The organism is Mycobacterium sp., assembly GCF_004298145.1.
Taxonomy (GTDB): Bacteria; Actinomycetota; Actinomycetes; order Mycobacteriales; family Mycobacteriaceae; genus Mycobacterium.
The window spans coordinates 117,360-136,427 of sequence record NZ_SCRH01000068.1 but is presented as its reverse complement, the minus strand read 5'-3'; the positions used below and the strand labels follow the sequence as shown (position 1 = coordinate 136,427).

At 67.0% G+C, this 19,068-nt stretch carries 17 protein-coding genes and 1 pseudogene; 9 read left to right on the top strand and 9 right to left on the bottom strand.

Translation table 11 applies throughout. The annotated features are described in order from the left end of the window. Positions 1 to 459 precede the first annotated feature (459 nt). The 3 genes from EPN51_RS27440 to EPN51_RS27430 are packed head-to-tail and all read left to right on the top strand — an operon-like array spanning position 460 to position 1,918. Entirely contained in the window at positions 460 to 879 is a 420-nt protein-coding gene (locus EPN51_RS27440; RefSeq protein WP_293049018.1) for a hypothetical protein, read from the top strand. Then, a complete protein-coding gene (locus EPN51_RS27435; protein ID WP_293049017.1) occupies positions 876 to 1,175 on the top strand; it encodes an NAD(P)-binding protein in 300 nt (99 codons plus the stop codon). Before EPN51_RS27440 ends, EPN51_RS27435 begins: the two co-directional genes overlap by 4 nt. Beyond that, the gene (locus EPN51_RS27430) at positions 1,172 to 1,918 is read left to right on the top strand and encodes a hypothetical protein (protein ID WP_293049016.1); all 747 of its coding nucleotides are present in this window, start codon (positions 1,172 to 1,174) and stop codon (positions 1,916 to 1,918) included. Before EPN51_RS27435 ends, EPN51_RS27430 begins: the two co-directional genes overlap by 4 nt. 176 nt (positions 1,919 to 2,094) lie before the next feature. Here EPN51_RS27430 and EPN51_RS27425 read toward each other — a convergent pair whose 3' ends face one another. Both EPN51_RS27425 and EPN51_RS27420 read right to left on the bottom strand, forming a co-directional pair. Further along, positions 2,095 to 3,021 carry an alpha/beta fold hydrolase gene (locus EPN51_RS27425; protein ID WP_293049015.1) on the bottom strand — a complete coding sequence of 309 codons (927 nt, stop codon included), beginning with the start codon at positions 3,019 to 3,021 and terminating at the stop codon, positions 2,095 to 2,097. Further along, positions 3,009 to 3,703, bottom strand: a pseudogene (locus tag EPN51_RS27420) (hypothetical protein). Before EPN51_RS27420 ends, EPN51_RS27425 begins: the two are co-directional and overlap by 13 nt. Before the next feature lie 208 nt (positions 3,704 to 3,911). Here EPN51_RS27420 and EPN51_RS27415 point away from each other — a divergent pair. Genes EPN51_RS27415 through EPN51_RS27405 form a run of 3 tightly spaced genes read left to right on the top strand, consistent with a single transcriptional unit; the run spans position 3,912 to position 9,044 of the window. Continuing rightward, positions 3,912 to 5,717: an N-acetylglutaminylglutamine amidotransferase gene (locus tag EPN51_RS27415; RefSeq protein WP_293049014.1), complete on the top strand. Its 1,806-nt coding sequence runs from the start codon at positions 3,912 to 3,914 to the stop codon at positions 5,715 to 5,717. After that, on the top strand, positions 5,714 to 7,504 hold the full coding sequence (ngg, locus tag EPN51_RS27410; RefSeq protein ID WP_293049013.1) for an N-acetylglutaminylglutamine synthetase: 1,791 nt from the start codon (positions 5,714 to 5,716) through the stop codon (positions 7,502 to 7,504). The genes EPN51_RS27415 and ngg overlap by 4 nt, the downstream gene beginning before the upstream one ends. 28 nt (positions 7,505 to 7,532) lie before the next feature. Beyond that, the gene (locus tag EPN51_RS27405) at positions 7,533 to 9,044 is read left to right on the top strand and encodes an MFS transporter (RefSeq protein ID WP_293049012.1); all 1,512 of its coding nucleotides are present in this window, start codon (positions 7,533 to 7,535) and stop codon (positions 9,042 to 9,044) included. Here EPN51_RS27405 and EPN51_RS27400 read toward each other — a convergent pair whose 3' ends face one another. From EPN51_RS27400 to EPN51_RS27380, 5 genes are all read right to left on the bottom strand, one after another. Then, positions 9,045 to 10,541 (bottom strand): serine/threonine-protein kinase, encoded by a 1,497-nt coding sequence (locus EPN51_RS27400; protein ID WP_293049011.1) that lies wholly within the window; start codon positions 10,539 to 10,541, stop codon positions 9,045 to 9,047. A 149-nt stretch (positions 10,542 to 10,690) separates the two neighbouring features. Next, a complete protein-coding gene (locus EPN51_RS27395; protein WP_293049010.1) occupies positions 10,691 to 11,032 on the bottom strand; it encodes a hypothetical protein in 342 nt (113 codons plus the stop codon). 159 nt (positions 11,033 to 11,191) lie between these two features. Continuing rightward, positions 11,192 to 11,911: a pyrimidine reductase family protein gene (locus EPN51_RS27390; protein ID WP_293049009.1), complete on the bottom strand. Its 720-nt coding sequence runs from the start codon at positions 11,909 to 11,911 to the stop codon at positions 11,192 to 11,194. A 2-nt stretch (positions 11,912 to 11,913) separates the two neighbouring features. Beyond that, positions 11,914 to 12,411, bottom strand: a complete 498-nt coding sequence (locus EPN51_RS27385; protein ID WP_293049008.1) for a flavin reductase family protein — start codon at positions 12,409 to 12,411, stop codon at positions 11,914 to 11,916. Between the two features lie 94 nt (positions 12,412 to 12,505). Then, positions 12,506 to 13,792 (bottom strand): APC family permease, encoded by a 1,287-nt coding sequence (locus tag EPN51_RS27380; protein ID WP_293049031.1) that lies wholly within the window; start codon positions 13,790 to 13,792, stop codon positions 12,506 to 12,508. A gap of 104 nt (positions 13,793 to 13,896) precedes the next feature. On the opposite strand from EPN51_RS27380, the gene EPN51_RS27375 reads away from it, so the two are divergent. Further along, positions 13,897 to 14,637, top strand: coding sequence for an ArsR family transcriptional regulator (locus EPN51_RS27375; RefSeq protein ID WP_293049007.1), 741 nt, complete (start codon positions 13,897 to 13,899; stop codon positions 14,635 to 14,637). Continuing rightward, positions 14,634 to 16,127 carry a multicopper oxidase domain-containing protein gene (locus EPN51_RS27370; RefSeq protein ID WP_293049006.1) on the top strand — a complete coding sequence of 498 codons (1,494 nt, stop codon included), beginning with the start codon at positions 14,634 to 14,636 and terminating at the stop codon, positions 16,125 to 16,127. The genes EPN51_RS27375 and EPN51_RS27370 overlap by 4 nt, the downstream gene beginning before the upstream one ends. Positions 16,128 to 16,152: 25 nt before the next feature. On the opposite strand, the gene EPN51_RS27365 is transcribed toward EPN51_RS27370, so the two are convergent. Together EPN51_RS27365 and EPN51_RS27360 are read right to left on the bottom strand one after the other, a co-directional pair. Beyond that, complete coding sequence (locus tag EPN51_RS27365) at positions 16,153 to 17,277, bottom strand: FAD-dependent oxidoreductase (RefSeq protein ID WP_293049005.1); 1,125 nt, start codon at positions 17,275 to 17,277, stop codon at positions 16,153 to 16,155. A gap of 22 nt (positions 17,278 to 17,299) precedes the next feature. Further along, positions 17,300 to 18,220, bottom strand: a complete 921-nt coding sequence (locus tag EPN51_RS27360; RefSeq protein ID WP_293049004.1) for a TIGR03619 family F420-dependent LLM class oxidoreductase — start codon at positions 18,218 to 18,220, stop codon at positions 17,300 to 17,302. Between the two features lie 61 nt (positions 18,221 to 18,281). Here EPN51_RS27360 and EPN51_RS27355 point away from each other — a divergent pair, with 61 nt between their 5' ends. Further along, positions 18,282 to 18,971, top strand: a complete 690-nt coding sequence (locus EPN51_RS27355; RefSeq protein WP_293049003.1) for a PadR family transcriptional regulator — start codon at positions 18,282 to 18,284, stop codon at positions 18,969 to 18,971. Positions 18,972 to 19,068 lie beyond the last annotated feature (97 nt).

Below are 19,068 nucleotides of genomic sequence, written 5' to 3'. Positions count from 1 at the left end.
GCGATAGAACCCACCGGCCAGATCTTGCGGGATCTCACCGTGGGTGACGATGCACTCCTCAACGGTGGCCTCAAAGCGCATCGGTTGAAACGGCCCCTTAGTAGTCACCGTCTCAGGAATCGTGTAACCCATCGTCAGCTCTATGCCCTTGTCCGCCAGCGATCTCTGCGTAAGTCCGCCGCCCACATGCGGATGGCGATACCGCGATACTAGCGCGGTTCAGGCCGATCTGTAAACGATCACTCACATCTGTATCTGGACAGAACTTCTAGGTGATAGCTCTACTGAGGCTATACGGCTCAGAAAGATGGCCCAAGGTTGGAGAGGGCAAATATGCTGTACAACCGCATGATAGCTGTCACATCGCCTCTGTCTGGCTGCTGCAAGGGACGCTAGTCAAGACGAGCTGCCGTTCGCTATAGAAACGATCATTTACACCAAACTGAAGGGAGAATCGACATGAGTGACGGAATCGAGTTGAACCCATCGGATCATGATTCGCAGCTGCGGGCCTCGCTCGAGCATGCGAACATCCCGACGCTTTTGATGGTTTTGGTGCAGCTCACCGGCGATGAGAAATGGTTGGCCGAACCCTATCGGCCCAAGCGGGGCAAACCGTTGGACGACAATGATTCTGCGGGAGTGTCGCCACAGGTTCAGTGCGAGATCCGGCAACGTACTTTTGAGGCGGTCCGTGATTGCCGTGCGGGCAAGGTGGTACCGATGCCATTGAACCCGGATCGAGTGGCAGAGATGCTGACGATTGCTCTCGGCGAACCCGTTCCGGCGGCATGCGGTCCGATGCTGTCGGAGGAGCTTGGCATCCTCAGCCGGGACGGGCCGGTCCCGAACCGCCGCCGGCAGAGGACTTCTCGGTGATCATCATCGGTGCTGGGCTGTCCGGACTGGCCATGGGTATCAAACTGAAGGCCGCCGGGATCGCATACACGATCATCGAGAAGAACCCGAAGATCGGCGGCACGTGGTGGGAGAACACCTACCCCGGTGTGGGTGTCGACACACCCAGCCACCTGTACACGTTCTCGTTCGCGCCGAGCACACACTGGAACCGCTATTTCGGCCCCGGGTGGCCAAGTAGAAGCAGATCGATCCGCACTGGCCGCACCCCGACCGGTCTATCAACGAAGTCAACGAGCGTCACCGCGTCTTCTTGACTGAATACGTCAAACAATGCTTGGGGGAGCGGCTGGACCTGCTCGATGCATGCCTGCCCGACTATCCGCCGTATGGCAAGCGGCCCCTGATCGACAACGGCTGGTTCACTACGATCTGCCGGGACAACGTGGATCTGGTCACCGATCCAATTGCTGAGATTCGCCCGAACAGCATTGTGGCTGCCGATGGCACCGAATACGAGGTTGACGTTCTCGTGCTGGCGACCGGTTTCAAGACGTTAAAGTTCCTGTGGCCGATGCGAATCCACGGCAAATCCGGGAGGGCACTGAACGAAGTTTGGGGGCCCGATGACGCCCGCGCCTACCTGGGTATCACCGTTCCGGACTTTCCGAACTTCTTTATCCTCAACGGCCCGAACACCAATGCCGGTCATGGCGGCAGCGCGATCCACCCAACCGAGTTTCAAGTGCGTTACATCACGCAGGCACTGGGGCAGATGATCGCCGGTAACTTGGCCAGTATCGACGTCGAGCAGGACGTCTTCGACGCCTACCAAGAAGAACTCGACGCCGGCCTGGCCAAGTGCATCTGGGTGCACCCCGGCATGACCACGTACTACCGCAACAGTTGTGGGCGCATCGTCACCGCCAGCCCTTGGAAGTACGTCGACTACTGGGCCCGCACTCGGCACTTCAAGCCTGATGAGTACATCATCGAGACAGCTCCGCGGAGTCATCAGAACAGCGGGGCATCCGATCCGGGTCTGACACGCCAAGCGTGAGCCTGGCAGAGCGGACTGGCGGTGCCAGAAACACTTGTGAGGTGTTTCCGGGGGTATAAGCCCAGGCAGATTCCACATGGGGGGAGATTCGAACCCGTTGCGATCGATGTGGATCATCAAAGTAGCTACCCGCCCAAGCACGGGAACACCGAGTCGAGCTGGTCAGCAATGGCTGCTCAACCAATTGGCCAAGAACGTGCTTGAGCTGTTCGGGCTCGATCCGCAACCGCCTCGATCTGCCTGATGATGCTGGGCCACAGTGGTTTTGGGAGGTCGTGGCCCATCCCCGGCAGGAGGACAAGCGCCGCGCCGGGGATGGCGTCGGCCGTGGCGCGCGCACCGGCGGGGCGGATCAGCGGGTCGTCCTGACCGTGCACGACGACGGTGGGCACCTCCAGGCTGGCGAGATCAGGCCGGCGGTCGGCGCCGGCCAGCATGGCCGCGGCCTGGCGGGCCCGCGCCTCGGGATCGAATCCTCCTCGGGTGTACATCAATTCGCCGAGGTGACGTAGCCAGGCTTCGTCGATGGGATAGCCGGGCGAGCCGATGACACGATGCTGACGCACGAGCCATTCGCCCGCCTCGGCGGGGCCGCGCGGTGGCTTTCGGGTGAGCAACCCGGGTGCGGCCCACGAGAGGCGCAGCATGGTACTCACGGCCAGGCGGCCGATGTCGGGGGAGGGTGTCGTGCTGATGCAGGTGAGCGAGGAGACCCGGGTCGGGTGGGTGACGGCCAGCGTCTGGGCGATCATGGCGCCCAGTGAGTGACCCACGATGTGGGCGGAAGCCCAGCCCAGCGCGTCGAGGACGGCAGCCGCGTCCTCGGCCATGTCCTCGAGGCGATAGGGCGCGGTGCCGGGATCGCGCCGGGCCGTCCGGCGAGACCGGGCCTTGATCCCGTCCAGATGGCTCGATCGACCCGAATCTCGATTGTCGAACCGGGCGACATGAAATCCGCTGTGCAGCAAGGCGGTGCAGAAGTCGTCGTGCCAGTAGTGCTTATCGGCCGCCAGGCCCGTCACCAATAGCAGCCGGTCGCCGCCGGGGCCGATACGCTCGTAGCAAAGGCGAATTCCGTTGTGGTGGGCGGTCAGTTCTGGCATCGCGACCCGGTGCCCTTGCCGTGATATTCGACCTGCCAGTGCGTGATGCCGTTGAGCCAGCCCGACCGTGGTCGCTCTGACGGCGAAATCGGGATGAGATCGGGCATGCGAACGGCAATGGCGTTGAGCATGACGCTGATCGTGAGGCCGGCCAGGTTCGAGCCGATGCAGTAGTCTTCGCCTCCGCCGAACCCGCCGTGCGGGCTGGGGTCGCGCAGGATGTCGAACGTGTACGGATCGGCGAATACCTCGTCGCCGAAATTGGCTGAGCGGTAGAACATCAGCACGCGGTGGCCCTCCCTGATCGTGACCACGGACGGCTCATAGTCGGTGAGCGCGATGCGCTGATCGGGTGTTCGCAGAACGCCATCATGCCCTGGGTGATCGTATTGCGGGTGGCTTCGTTGTCGGCCACCGCGAGCGTCACGACGAAAACCCCGAACTCGTCGTCGGAGAGCTTCTCGCCGGCGAGCCCGCACGGGCCCGCACGGGCCCGCACGGGCGATGTCGTCGTTGAACCGCGGGATGACCCCGTTTTGGCAACTGGAGAAGACGTCGCTGCGCAGCGACACCTCCTTGACATCGTTGTGCTTGGTCACCACCCAATAGCCGCCGTCCCAATAGCCGCGTAGGCGTCAGGATCGGTGAAGTCGAAACCGGGCGCCAAGGCCGTGCGGGCCATCACAACCTCCCGTGAAATGAAGGACTATAGCCGGATTCAATCAGGATATCTGCGCAGGAAATAGGTCCTTTATTCCCCTTTAGTCCCTTGACCACACGGCATACCAGAACGTGTTCTCGATGGCCGCTCGGCCAGTCCGGATGGGCGGCGCCCGGGGGTTGGCGGACGTCACGCGCGCTTCGCATCGGGCCCCGGTAGGGTCGAGGAGGTGTGCGGAGTCACCGGGGAGGTACGACTCGACGGGCGGGCGCCCGATGTAGCGGCGGTCTCAGCGATGGCCGCCGTGCTGACACCGAGGGGCCCGGACAGCGGCGGCGCCTGGTCGCAGGGCCGGGTTGCGCTCGGTCATCGCCGCCTCAAAATCATCGACCTGACCGAAGCCGGCTCGCAGCCGATGGTCGACTCCGAGCTGGGTCTTTCCATCGCCTGGAACGGCTGCATCTACAACTACAAGGAGCTTCGCAGCGAACTCAGCGGGTACGGCTACCGCTTCTTCTCGCACAGCGACACCGAAGTTCTGATCAAGGCCTACCACCGCTGGGGCGACGACTTCGTCAGCCATCTGTTCGGCATGTTCGCCTTCGCCATCGTCGAACGCGACAGCGGGCGGGTGCTGCTCGGGCGCGACCGGCTCGGCATCAAACCCCTGTACGTGACCGAGGACAGCCACCGCGTCCGGTTCGCGTCGACGCTGCCGGCCCTGCTGGCCGGCGGCGGTGTGGACACCCGGATCGACCCCGTCGCGCTGCATCACTACATGAGCTTCCACTCGGTGGTGCCCGCCCCGGCCACCATCCTGCGCGGGGTCCGCAAGGTGCCGCCCGCCTCGCTGATCGCCATCGAGCCCGACGGCAAGCGCACCGTCACCACGTACTGGGCGCCCGATTTCACCCGGCACGCCGACCGCTCGGATTGGTCGGAGCGTGACTGGGAAGACGCCGTGCTGTCCACGCTGCGGCTGGCGGTCAATCGGCGCCTGGTCGCCGACGTCCCGGTGGGCTGCCTGCTGTCCGGCGGCGTCGACTCCAGCCTGATCGTGGGCCTGCTCGCCGAGGCCGGCCAGCATGGGCTGTCCACCTTCTCGATCGGCTTCGAGTCGGCCGGCGGTGTGAAGGGCGACGAGTTCCAGTATTCCGACATCGTCGCCGAGCGCTTCGACACCGACCACCACCAGATCCGCATCGAGACCGACCGGATGCTGCCCGCCCTCGACGGGGCCATCGGTGCGATGAGCGAGCCGATGGTCAGCCACGACTGCGTCGCCTTCTACCTGCTCAGTCAGGAAGTGGCGCGGCACGTGAAGGTCGTGCAGTCCGGCCAGGGCGCCGACGAGGTGTTCGCCGGCTACCACTGGTACCCGCCCATGGGCTCGCCGGCGGCCGCGTCGCTTCAGCGTGCGGTCGCCGAATACCGCGGTGCCTTCTTCGACCGTGATTCGGCCGAGCTGGCCGGCCTGCTGGGACCGGGCATGATGGCGCCCGGCGACCCCAGTGGCCGCTTTGTCACCGAGCACTTCGCGCAGGCCGGCGCCGAGACGGGCGTCGACCGCGCGTTGCGGCTCGATACCACCGTGATGCTGATTGACGACCCGGTGAAGCGGGTCGACAACATGACGATGGCGTGGGGGCTGGAGGGCCGGGTCCCGTTCCTCGACCACGAGTTGGTGGAACTGGCGGCCACCTGCCCGCCGGAGCTGAAGATCGCGCACGACGGCAAGGGCGTCCTGAAACAGGCTGCGCGGCGGGTGATTCCGTCGGAGGTCATCGACCGGCCGAAGGGCTATTTCCCGGTTCCGGCATTGACCCATCTCGAAGGGCCCTACCTCGACATGGTGCGCGACGCGCTCTATGCGCCGGTTGCCAAGGAGCGCGGCCTGTTTCGTGCGGAAGCGGTCGACACCCTGCTGGAGAATCCCAACGGCAAGCTGACCCCACTGCGCGGCAACGAACTCTGGCAGATCGCCCTGCTCGAGCTCTGGTTGCAGCGTCACGGTGTCACGGGGCCGGTTGCATGACCGTGGTCGACCCGTCCGGCGACCACACCGAGGCGATCACGCTCGGCCTGCACGACGCGTCGCCGCCGGAGTTGGTCGATGCGATGGCCAAGGATGTTGAGCTCGAATTGGGTTGGGGCCGACTCGTTTTCGGGCAGACCTTCGCCGATTCCCAGCACCTGGTCGAGGCGCTGCGGCGCGAAGGACCCGGGCGACGCGACATCTGCATCTACGCCCGCGAATCCCACGTCGTGGTCGCCGAGGCGCCCACCGAGCTTTTCATCGACCCGAGCCACACCTACCGGCTGCGCTTCACCGGCAAGAAGAAGAACGCGTCGCCGCCGCCGCTGGGCGTGACGGTGCGCACGCTCAACGATCCGATCGATGCCGACGCGATGAACCGCGTGTACGTGCGCTGCGGAATGGTCCCGGCCGGGGTCGACGTGATCTGGGACAACCATCAGCACGTGCCGGCGGTGAAGTACCTGCTTGCGGTGCGTGACGAAGACGGCGCGGTGGTCGGCACCGTCACCGGCGTCGACCACGAGTTGCTGTTCAACGACCCGGAGGAGGGATCGAGCCTGTGGACGCTGGCCGTCGATCCGGCCGCCGGACTGCCCGGGGTCGGTGCGGCCCTGACTCGGGCCCTGGCCGAGCACTTCCGCAGCGCGGGCCGCGCGTATATGGATCTGTCGGTGGCGCACGACAACGCCGCCGCCATCGGCCTTTACGAGAAGCTGGGGTTCCGCCGCGTCCCGGTGCTGGCGATCAAGCGCAAGAACGCGATCAACGAGCCGCTGTTCAGCCCGCCGCCGGAGACGGTCGACGACCTCAACCCCTACGCCCGGATCATCGCCGACGAGGCGCTGCGCCGGGGGATTTGGGTCGAGGTGCTCGACGCCGAGACCGGCGAGATGCGGCTCACCCACGGCGGCCGCAGCGTCATCACCCGCGAATCGCTGTCCGAATACACCTCGGCGGTGGCGATGTGCCGCTGCGACGACAAGCGGTTGACCCGGCGCCTGGTCTCCGAGGCTGGTATCACCGTCCCGCGCGCCCGCCTGGCCACCTTCGACGACAGCGACTACGCCTTCCTCAAGGAGGTCGGCGAGGTCGTCGTCAAACCGACGCGGGGTGAGCAGGGCAAGGGCATCACGGTCGGAGTCGTTGCCGACAAGGGGCCCGACGATCTCAGCGCGGCCCTCGCGCGCGCCCGCAAGCAATACCCGGACGTGCTGATCGAGCAGCGGGTGGCCGGCGACGACCTTCGGCTCGTGGTGATCGACGGCCGCGTCGTCGCCGCCGCGCTGCGCATGCCGCCGGAGATCATCGGCACGGGGGAGCACAGCGTGCGGGACTTGATCGCGGCCGAAAGCCGGCGGCGCTCCGCGGCCACCGGCGGCGAGTCCCGCATCCCCCTCGACGACCTCACGGAGTCGACCGTCGCCGAAGCCGGTTGGGATCTGGACGATGTGCTGCCCCAGGGCACTCGGCTCCGGGTGCGTCGCACCGCCAACTTGCATCAGGGGGGCACCATCCACGATGTCACCGCACAGGTGAACACCGAACTGTGCCGGGTTGCGGTGACCGCGGCCGAGGCGATCGGCATCCCGGTGACCGGCATCGACCTGCTGGTGCCCGACGTCACGGGCGCCGACTACGCGTTCATCGAAGCCAACGAGCGGCCGGGGCTGGCCAACCACGAACCTCAGCCCGCGGCCGCGGCGTTCATCGACTTCCTCTTCCCCGGCCACCCCGGCCAGCCGCAGGCCTGGACGCCCGAGGAGTCGCGCTCCGATCGTGTCTGACGCCGGTCGAACCAGAACGGAGACGCCCGTGAGTGCAAGAGCGCAAACCAGAACCGTCACGACGCAGGTCCCCGCCCGGTTGGACCGCTTGCCGTGGTCACGGTTCCATTGGCGCGTCGTGGTCGGCCTGGGTGGCGTGTGGGTGCTCGATGGGCTCGAGGTCACCATGGTCGGCAACGTCTCGGCCCGCCTGATGGAGCGCAGCAGCGGTATCGCGCTGAACCCCGCGCAGATCGGTATGGCGGCGGCGATCTATATCGCCGGAGCGTGTTTAGGGGCGCTGTTCTTCGGTCACCTCACGGACCGGTTCGGACGGCGAAACCTCTTCATCCTCACCCTCGCAATCTATTTGGTCGCCACCGTGGCGACCGCGTTCGCGTTCGCCCCCTGGTATTTCTTCCTGACCCGCTTCTTCACCGGCGCCGGCATCGGGGGTGAATACGCCGCCATCAACTCGGCCATCGACGAGTTGATCCCGGCGCGGGTGCGCGGCCGTGTCGACCTGGTGATCAACGGAACCTATTGGCTGGGTTCGGCCGCCGGCGCCGGCGGCGCACTGATCCTGTTGGACACCTCGAACTTTCCGCCCGACATCGGATGGCGGCTCGCCTTCGGCCTCGGCGCGATACTCGGCATTTTCGTCCTCCTCGTCCGGCGCAACGTCCCGGAAAGCCCGCGGTGGCTGTTCATTCACGGCCGCGAGGACGAAGCGGAGCGCATCGTCGGCGAGATCGAAGAGGCGGTCGAGCGGGAGACGGGCCAACCGCTGCCCGAACCGCAGGGAAAGCCGCTACGGATCCGTCAGCGCACGGCGATCTCGTTCCGGGAGATCGCCGCCGTCGCCTTCAAGCTCTACCCTCGGCGCGCCGTCCTCGGGCTGGCGCTGTTCATCGGGCAGGCATTCCTCTACAACGGCGTCACGTTCAATCTCGGCACGCTGCTCAGCCAGTTCTACGCCGTGCCGTCGGGCACGGTGCCGGTGTTCTTCGTGCTGTGGGCCCTGAGCAATTTCGCCGGCCCGCTGATACTCGGGCATCTGTTCGACACCGTCGGCCGCAAACCGATGATCACGCTGACCTACATCGGTTCCGGTGTCGCGGTGGTGGTGTTGGCGCTGGTGTTCGTCACCCAGGCCGGCGGGGTCTGGGCCTTCATCGGCGTGCTGATCGTGGCGTTTTTCCTGGCCTCGGCGGGTGCCAGCGCGGCGTACCTGACGGTCAGCGAGATCTTCCCGATGGAGACGCGGGCGCTGGCGATCGCATTCTTCTACGCGATGGGGACGGCGATCGGCGGCATCACCGGCCCGTTGCTGTTCGGTCAGCTCATCAACTCGGGCCACCGCGGCGAGGTCGTCTGGTCGTTTCTGATCGGAGCGGTCGTGATGGCGGCCGCCGGCCTGGTCGAACTGTGGCTCGGCATCGCCGCCGAGCGGCGCCCGCTCGAAGAGCTGGCGTTGCCGTTGACCGTAGCAGACGCCGAAGACGCCGCAGACGCCGAAGACGCTGAGCGCCAAGAGGATTCGGCGTCGACACCGGACTGATCAGCCGTACGCGTCCCACCAGGTGTGCAGGTCTTCGACGGTGGCCGGGTCCCCGGTGACGTCGCTGAGCATGAGTCGCGCGTCGTTGGACCAGATCACGTTCGGGTGGGTGTTGTAGGTGCCGCACGCGATGAGTCCGGCCTTGTCGTTGGGGGTTTCGTCGTAGTGCCAGCTGACGGGGGAGCGGCCCTCGCCCGGGCAGTTCACCAGGCTGACGTTGCCGATGTCGTCGTCGAAAGCCTTCTTCAGCCGGTCGGGCGTTGCGAACAGCCCGTAGGTGGCGCGACTGGGGCCGCCGGGCTGCGTGTTTTGCCCACAGGTGACCATGGCCACCGCGTGCACCCAGATGCTGCCCGACTCGGGGGTGGCCGGCGTGCACGTCCCGGGCAGGTAGCCCGGCGGCAGCAGGCTGATCAGGCGGGTCTGATCGTCGTTGGGGGCGGCCGTGGACGGCGGCGCGGTTTTCCCGATGCCGGCCCGATGCGGGTGCGGGCTGGCCGGCGTGAGCACGAGCCAGACGCCGACGGCGCAGATGGCGGCGGCGACGACGGCCGCGGCGGCCAGGACCGGCCAGCGCGTGCGCTTGCGCGGCGGGCTGATCGCCGCGATGTCGCTGCGTTGCAGGATCGTCTCGGCGTGCTCTCGCTCGGCGCTGCTCAGCGCTGAGTGCGCGGCGGCCGCCAGGGCACCGGCGGTGGGGTAGCGCTCGTTCGGATCCTTGGCCATTCCCCCCGCGATCACCGCGTCGAATGCGGGGCTCACGCCGGAACCATGTGCGCTGGGCTTGGGGATGGGCGCCGTCAGGTGGGCGCCGACCAGCGCGCCGGTGCCATCGGCGCCGTAGGGCGGAGTCCCCGTCAGGCATTCGTACAGCACGCAGGCCAGCGCATACACGTCCGCGCGGGAAGTAACGTCGTCGCTCGAATAGTCGCTCGAAAAGCGTTCGGGTGCCATGTATTTCAGGGTTCCCACCGCGGTGCCCAGTTGGGTGAGCTTCTCGTCGGTCTTCGCGCTGGCGATGCCGAAGTCGACGAGATAGGCGAAGTCGTCGCCGGTGATCAAGATGTTCTGTGGTTTGACGTCGCGATGCGTCACCCCGGCGGCATGGGCGGCGTCGAGAGCGGATGCGACCTGGTGGATGATGGCCACCGCCCGCGGTGCGGCCAGCGGCCCTTCCTGTTCCAGCAGGCTGCCCAGATCGGCACCCTCGATGAGGCGCATTTCCAAATACAGTTGGCCATCGATTTCGCCGTAGTCGTGAATCGGCACCACGTGGGGCTCCAACAACCTGCCGGTGATCCGGGCTTCACGCTCCATGCGCTTGCGGAACACCGGGTCCTGGCTGAACGTGTGCGACATCAGCTTCAGCGCGACCGTCCACTGTTTGACGGTGTGCTCGGCTTCGTAGACCTCGCCCATTCCGCCCCGGCCGAGCAACCGCGTCAACCGGTAGGGTCCGAACATCGTTCCCGACCGCGAGCCCTGCGCGTCGCTCATCGCTGACTCCCATCAACTCACAAGGCCCCGCAAGACCGGCAGGTGGGCCGTCGATCTCGCCGCAGGAAAAGTACAACATCCGCGCGGGCGGGCGCAGCGACCGCGGGGCGAGACGAATGGCGAAAGCCGGCTAATTCGACGGCACGCGATTAACGGGCGTCGTCATCGCCGGTGGCGCGTTCGGTGAGCCCTTCGCGGGACAGCGCCCGGACGAATCCGTAGGCCTGCATCCCGGCCTTACCGGGATTGTCGAAAATCCATTCGTTGATCTTTTCCAGCGCGTTGGCCAGATCGTCGCGCCTGACCCGGACCAGGTACGTCCTGCGGTCGTCGTCCGGATCCTCGATGGACTGCGCGACCGCGACGGGATTCTTGAACGCGTACGCGATCCCGTGCACGGCATCGTGGTTCAGCGCCCATTGAATTTCACTGGGGCGCAGTCGGTTGACCGCCAGGTTTCGATAGTCGTGGTTGTCGTCTGAACTGCTCACCTGGCCGGTGATCCTTTTCTGTGTGCATCGAGAAAGTGGACGGCGATCAGCCGAAGGTGATGTCGCGGGACGCGATAAACCGGGCATTTTCATCATAAGAAGAGGAGCCGTCGGCTGCATGTCGAGCGCTTTTCCGCGCGACCCGTTCCGGGCCCGGTGTCAGCGGCGGTACTTCAGGAACAGATTGTCGTCGCAGACCAACGCGTGCGCCAGGCGCATGGTGACCGGGGCGGGCAGCCGCGCCGGGTGCACCCGATATCCGATCGGCTGGCTCGCGGCGAGTCTGGGGGCGAGTGTGACGCAGAGTTCGGTGACGGCGTCGGCTTCCACCAGCTCGTCGAGCAGTGTCGGTCCGCCCTCGCACAGGATGCGGTGCATGCCGAGCTCACGCAGCATCGCGAGGGCGCGGGCCACGTCCACCGTGTCCTCACCGGCGACCAGAATCCGTTGCCGGTCGTCGTCGCCGAGGTCACGGCGCGCCGCGGTGTGCGCGCAGGTCACCAGGATCGGTGGCTGCCCGGGATTGCTGAACAGCCGGGCGGGCAGTTCACCGCTGCGGCTGACGACAGCGACGGGCGGGGCTGCGAAGCGCCCTTCGTGCTGTCGTCGGGCGCGCGCCGCGTCGGTGAGCTGTACCGGGCCATAGTTTTCGGCGCGGGCGGTGCCTGCTCCGACCAGGACGACGTCGGCGAGCCCACGCAGGATTTTCAGCAGCCGTTGATCGGTGGGACATGACAGCGGACCGGCGCGGCCGCCGAACGCGGCGGCACCGTCGGCGCTGAAGATCATGTTGGCGCGCACGCCATTCGGGGGGTCGGCATAGAACGGCGCGAGTTCGACGATGCTGCGGAGGGTGCTGACCCGGGGAGACTGGTCCACGTTCACGCCTCGTGACCGGGTTTCAGGTGGCGGACGTCGCCGAAGGACACCCAGCTTTCCAGCTCGCGTGGCGGGCTGCCACTGACCGGTGCCAGCAAGTGCCCGACGTGGTCGCCCAGCGAGAACCGTTCCAGGATCTCGCCGACGAACCATGCGGCGGCGTCGTCGAGGATGGGCATCCGGTGGGGGCCGGAATGCCAGGAACAACGGTCGAACTTGTTGATCCTGTCGCTGGTCTGGCTGCCGAAGAGCTCCACGATGTCGAGGTGGTCGTGGTCGAACACGTGCACGGCCAGGTGGGTGGCGTCGCCTGCCGTGCGGAACGTGTGGTTGCGCCGCGACAGGCCGACCAGGAATCGGGGTGGATGAATGCTGGCCTGGCTGGCGAAACCCACCAGACAGCCGGCCGGTGTGCCGTTGGCCTGCGTGGTGACGACGAACATCGGATAGTTCAGCAGTGCCACCAACTTTTCGAATGCTTCGGTTTCCGCGTCGGCCATCGGGTCAGTCTTCCCCGTCGGAGGCACGCGGAATCGCGCTACCGCGATCTGCGCGGCGACTCGACCTCCTCGACCGTCGCGGTGCGAGACCGGATCATGAGGCTCCTCCGTTGCGCCGCAACCTCATTCGGGAGAGGACACGCCGAATCGCGTAGGCGGCGATGCCGATGCTCAACGTCCCCACACCGGACAGCACCGACCACGACGGCATCGCGAATGCCAGTACCAGGCATCCGAGCAGTCCGATCACCGGGATGATGCGGCGTGGGCGGCCCTCATCGGGCCCGAGGGTGAGGGCGGAGGCGTTGGCGATGGCGTAGTAGATCAGCACGGCGAACGAGGAAAAACCGATGGCGTCGCGAAGGTCGGTGGTGGCGGCCAGGATCGCGACGACGACGCCGATCAGCAGTTCCGCGCGGTGGGGCACCTGGAATCGCGGGTGCACGGCCGCCAGCGCATGGGGGAGATGGCGGTCTCGTGCCATGGCCAAGGTGGTGCGCGAGACACCGAGAATCAACGCCAACAGAGAGCCCAGCGCCGCGACCGCCGCGCCCACCTGGACGAGGGGAACCAACCAGCCCGCGCCAGCCGCTCGGGCCGTCTCGACCAGCGGGGCGGCGCTCTGGGCGAGACGGGTCGGGCCCAGCACGGACAGCGCGGCCACGGCCACCAGGGCATAGACGAACAGGGCGATGGTCAGTGCCACCGGTATCGCTCGCGGAATGGTGCGGGCCGGGTCGCGTACCTCCTCGCCCAGGGTCGCGATGCGCGCATAGCCGGCGAAGGCGAAAAACAGCAGGCCCGCGGCTTGCACCACGCCACCGACGGTCGCCCCGGCCAGGCGGAACTGATCGGCGCCGGCCTCCGCCGAGGTGCACGCGGCGACGATCACCGCGGCCAGCACGGCCAGCACCACCGCGACGATGATGCGGGTCAGCCAGGCCGCCTTCTGCACCCCGGCGTAGTTCACCGCCGTCAGCGCGACCACCGCCGCGACGGCCACCGCATGCGCCTGCGCCGGCCAGACGTAGGCGCCGACGGTCAACGCCATCGCCGCGCACGAGGCGGTCTTGCCCACGACAAAACCCCACCCGGCCAGGTAGCCCCAGAAGTCGCCCAGCCGCTCGCGGCCGTAGACATACGTTCCGCCCGAGGCGGGATAGCGCGCCGCCAGCCGCGCGGAGGAGGTGGCGTTGCAGTAGGCGACCACCGCCGCCAGTGCCAGGCCCAGCAGCAGTCCCGAGCCGGCGGCGCGCGCCGCGGGGCCCAGCGCGGCGAAAATCCCGGCGCCGATCATCGACCCCAGCCCGATCACCACCGCGTCGAAAACCCCCAGGCTGCGGCGCAGCTCGCCGTTGCCGGACGGGGCGTTCACCGGGATGCTTTCGGACACTCGGTCTCCTCAGAACAGAGAACGGAACGCTACTGGTGTCACCTTGCGCAGCGTCTAACCTATCAAATTCGTTTGATGTATCGTGCGAGAGTATGGCGCCAGCCAAGCGAGTGGTTGTTCCGCCGCTGATGCAGGTGGCGTCCCATCCGCTGCGGTGGGCGTTGCTGACCGAACTGGCATCCGGTGACCTCCGGGTGCGCGAACTGACCGCCGCCCTCGGCGAGCCGCAGAACCTGGTCTCGTATCACCTGCGGCTGTTGCGTTCGGCGGGACTCATCGGCGCGCACCGCAGCACGTTCGATGGCCGCGACACCTATTACTCGTTGAACCTGACGAAGTGCGCCACGGCATTCGGCGAGGCCGCCGCCGCACTGCATCCGGGGCTGGCGCCCGCGCTTCCCGCCAAGCCCGCGCCGCGGTCGGTGCTGTTCTTGTGCACCGGCAACAGCGCCCGCTCGCCGATGGCCGCGGCGCTGCTGGCGAAACGGGGCGGGGGCCGCATTCGGACCGCCAGCGCCGGCAGTCATCCCAAATCGCATCTGGACACCAACGCCATCCGCGTCATGCGCGACGAGTACGGCATCGATCTGCGTGGCGGCCGGCCCCAACCCTTGGCCGCGGTGGCCCGACGACGCTTCGACTGCGTGGTCACGTTATGCGACAGGGTCCGCGAATACGCGCGCGACCATCATCTGGCCACCACGATGCATTGGAGCCTGCCTGACCCATCCGCCGCCGGCGGCTACCCGGAATTCCGTCGTGTGGCAAGCGAATTGAGCAACCGCATCGATTACCTTGTGCCCGTCCTCAGCGTTGGCCCTCACGGACGGTGATCATGGCGGTCAACCGACGCGACTTCTGCAAATGGGGCGGCATCGCGGTGCTGGCCGCATCGGGAGGCGCCGGCACCGGAGCGCTGGCCGCGTGTTCGGGGCCCGCGCAGCCCGGTCCGCCCAACGGTAAAGCGGATTACACACTGCGAATCGCCACCGGGACGGTCGAACTGGCCCCAGGCCGGACGGTGTCGACCTTGACCTACAACGGCCAATTCCCCGGCCCGCTGCTGCGGTTCATGCAGGGCCGGCGCACGTGGGTGGATGTCTTCAATGACACCGATTCGCCCGAACAGTTGCATTGGCACGGCCAGCAGGTTGGTGTCGACGTCGACGGCGCGGCCGAGGAGGGAACCCCCTACGTGCCCGCCCACGGCACGCGGAGAATTTCCTTTGTCCCTGGCCCGGCGGGATTCCGCTTCTATCACAGCCACGTGGTACCGCGCGCCGATCTGTCCCGTGGCCAGTACAGCGGATTGGTGGGTCCGGTCTACATCGAGTCCGCGCAGGACGCGGGTGCCTTCGATCAAGAAGTCTTCTTGACGCTCAAGGAGTTTGAGCCCACGTTCAGTCGGGGAGGCGACATGGCCGGCGACTTCCTCGCCGGCGAGCAGGACCCGGATCTCAAGGAGAGGGGGGAGGCGTCGACGGCGGCCTCGCTGGGCCGAGGTGAGCGACCCGGCTACGAGGTGGGCTACGGGGCTTTCGCCATCAATGGACGCATGCTCGGCCACGGCGATCCCCTCCGCGTGCGAACCGGTCAGCGGGTGCTGCTGCACGTACTCAACGGCAGCGCCACCGAGACTCGCAGTTTGGCCCTGCCCGGGCACACCTTCACCATCGTCGCGCTGGACGGCAACCCGGTACCCACGCGGGCGGCGGTGCCGGTGTTGTGGCTCGGCGCGGGTGAACGGGTCTCGGCCCTGGTCAGTATGGCCAGTCCGGGTGTCTGGGTGTTAGGCGATCTCTCCGACGAGGACCGCGGCCGCGGAATGGGCGTGGTCGTTGAATATGCCGGGCGCGGTGGGGATCCGCAGTGGGTGGAGCCTGCGCCGTTCAAGTGGGATTACCGGCTGTTCGCCACACCCCATCCGACCGACCTCGCGCCGCCCGACCACACCATCGACATGCTGATCGAGAAACGCAACGCCGCCGACAACGGTTTCAACGTCTGGACGATCAACGGCGCACCCTTCGCGATGGACGCCAACAGACCCGTGCTCGACATCGAGCGTGGCAAGCGCTACCGGCTGCGCTTGCGCAACGCCAGCGACGACCTGCACCCCATGCACCTGCACCGGCACACCTTCGAAATCACCCGATTCGCCGGCACATCGACCGCCGGCGTGCGCAAGGACGTCGCGATGCTGGGCGGCTACCAAAGCATGGAAATCGACTTCGTCGCCGACCAACCCGGCCTCTCCCTGCTGCACTGCCACCAACAAATCCACATGGATTACGGGTTGATGCTGTTGCTCAACACCGGCTGATCGCGGGCTGGCGAGTGTGCACTTCCTACTCGAGCGGATTGTTCTGGCGCACACCGCGATACATGCCCCACCGCACGACCCAGGGCATCACCACGCGTTCGACCGACCAGGACGGGAAGCGGAAGGCGTGGCCGGTGGGCAGGAAGACTTCGAGCCCGTTGGGCTGGATGCCCACCAGCGAACCCCACCGCCGCGTCGGCGCGCGGTACGTGCGCAGCGGTCGGCCGGCGAACTCGGCGAGGAGGTTTCGCGCCACCAGGGCGTCGCCGCGGTTGCGGGCGGAGCTGCGCAGGGGATCGGTGGCCGCGACGTCGCCGAGCGCGAAGACGCCCCGGTGGCCGGGCACCCACAGCTCCGGTGTGACGCGCACAAACCCGCGCTCGTCGAGCAACTCCGGTGGCAGCCAATCGGTGTTGGGCCGCACCCGCCCGATCGCCCACAGCACGGCGTCGGCGTCCGCCGGGGGTTGTCCGGTGCTCCAGTGCACCGGGTCCTCGGTGAGTTCGTCACCCGCGAACCCGTCGGCCAGCACGGCGCGGTGCCCCGGGTGCACGCCGACGCCGCGCTCGCTCAGCCGGGCGCGAATCCGCTGCCACGCCCGCGGGTGATATTCCTGCAGCGCGGAATCGCCGGGAAAATACAGGTCGATCCGCTTGTCCGGCCACGTGGTCGCCATGTTGAGGGCGCTGCTGACCGCCGCCGCGCCGCCGCCCACCACGATCACCGACTCGGCGGTGGCCAGCCGGTCGTGCGCGGCGCGCAGCCCCGCACCGATCTCGGCGGCGGACTGCAATGTCGGCTGGCGCCAAAACCCGTTGCTGACTCCGGTCGAGATGACCAGCGCGTCGTAGGCCTCGGTGATGGTTGCGCCGTCGTCGCCGCGGCCGAAAACGATTCGGGCGCCCAGGTCCACTCCGGTCAGCGTCGCCTGCACCGTGCGCACGCGATCCAGGCGGCGGAACCGGTCGAACGGGATCCAGTAATCGCGGGCCCAATCGTGCGGGCGGGAGAGCCGGACGCCGAGTTCCTGGCCGCTCACCAGCGCGGGTTTGGCCGAGATCCCGACGACGTCGGCATGCCGGGACAGCCGGATCGCCGCGAGGACGCCCGCGTCCCCGAGCCCGGCGACGACGACGCGCTTTCGGTTCATGTCGCTATCTTGCACCGCGACGTCATGGCAGCCGCGGTTTGATCTCTTCGATGACCCACTGCGCGTAATCGAGGTACTCGTCCACGCCACCCACGGCGGGAACGGGAACCGCGGTCGTCGTCACGCCCTGCTCGGCGAGCCAGCCCAACCGGTCGACGATCTGCGCGGCGCTCATTCCCGGCCGATCGCTTGCGTCGTGGCGGGCGACGTGTCCCTCGCCGACCCGGTTGGTGCCCAGCCCGTGCATCACCTCGAAAGGCCGACCGTCATAGGAAGGTTGGGACTTGATGTAGTCGAGCTTTTCGGCGATCTGCTCGGGCGGTGTCAGAAACGGCCACCACCCCGATCCGAAGGTGGCGGCCCGGCGCAGTGCGGCGTCGGCGTCACCACCGATCCAGATCGGAAGATGGGGTTTTTGAACGGGTTTCGGCTCGAATACGATGTCGGAGAACGACACGTAGCGGCCCTCGAATCGAGGCGCGTCACTGGTCCACAACTCGACGATGGCCGCCAGATACTCGTCGGCGATCCGCCCGCGTTCCCCGAAGGGCACGCCGACGAGCTCGAACTCCCGTGCCAGCCAGCCGACTCCGAAGGTGACCATCATCCGGCCCCCGCTCATCCAGTCCGCGGTGGCCAGCGCTTTGGCCAGCACGATCGGATGGTGCAGCGGCAAGATGGTGACGCAGGAATTGACGGCGACCCGCTCGGTGGCACCGGCGATGAAGGCCTGCGCGGCCGTCGAGTGCAGGTAGTGCGGCCCGGATAAGGCGACGTGGTCGGTGGGGATGACGAGATGTTCGGGCACCGCGATCATGTCGTAGCCCCACTGGTCGGCGCGTTGCATCATGCGCCGCTGTTCGGGCCCGGTGACGACCGCCTCCCAGGGCTGCGAAATCGCCTTGAGGCGCAGCAGGTGCGGAACGGGGAAGGCGAATTTCACGGATGTCCCAGCCAGCGGTCCATGTCCCCAATCTAGGGGTCCGTGTTGCTAACCTGGCGACGTGGACTCCGAAACGGACCCTGCCAGCAGAAAGCCGGCGAACGCGGCGCTGGCCGCGACCAGCCGGGCGTTGCTGTGCATGATGTCCTACGAGGAGGAGATCTCCGGCTATGACCTCAAGAAGTGGATCGACTGGAGCGTCGACCTCTACTACTGGAGCCCTTCCTACAGCCAGATTTATACGGAGCTGAAGAAGCTGGAGGGCCTGGGGCTGGTCACGTCGCGCGTCGAACGCGACGAGGGCACCCGCACCCGCAGGCTCTACAAGATCACCGAAGCCGGGATGGCGGCCGCGATCGAGTGGGTCAACGACGCGCCGGTGGACCCGCCGGTGCTCAAACACAGTGTGCTGCTGCGGGTTACGTTCGGTCATCTGACCAACCCGGCGCGACTCAAGGAACTGCTGCAGGAACATGTCGCCTACGCCGAGGCCCGCCATCGCAAGGCGGTCGAAGATGCCGACGGCGCCGAGGGCGAACCCGCATGGGCGTATTCGGTGATCGCGTTGCGCTGGGCGGCAAAGTACTACGCCGCCGAGCGTGAGTTCGCCCTGGAGCTCATGAAGGACATCGACGAGGCCGACGTCGTCCTGAAGAAGGCGGCGACGGGCGGCTTCGGGAAGCCGCGCCCCACGCCGGGGTATTGGCGCGAAATCGAGAAGCAGGTCCAGGCGAAGCGCGACGCCGACTAGTTCTGACGGTGGCGACCGGTTTCGCCGGTGCGTCGGCGGTGACGCCTCTCGCGGGCCCACGGAGGATTACGGATAGCGAAATCGTATATCGAAATCC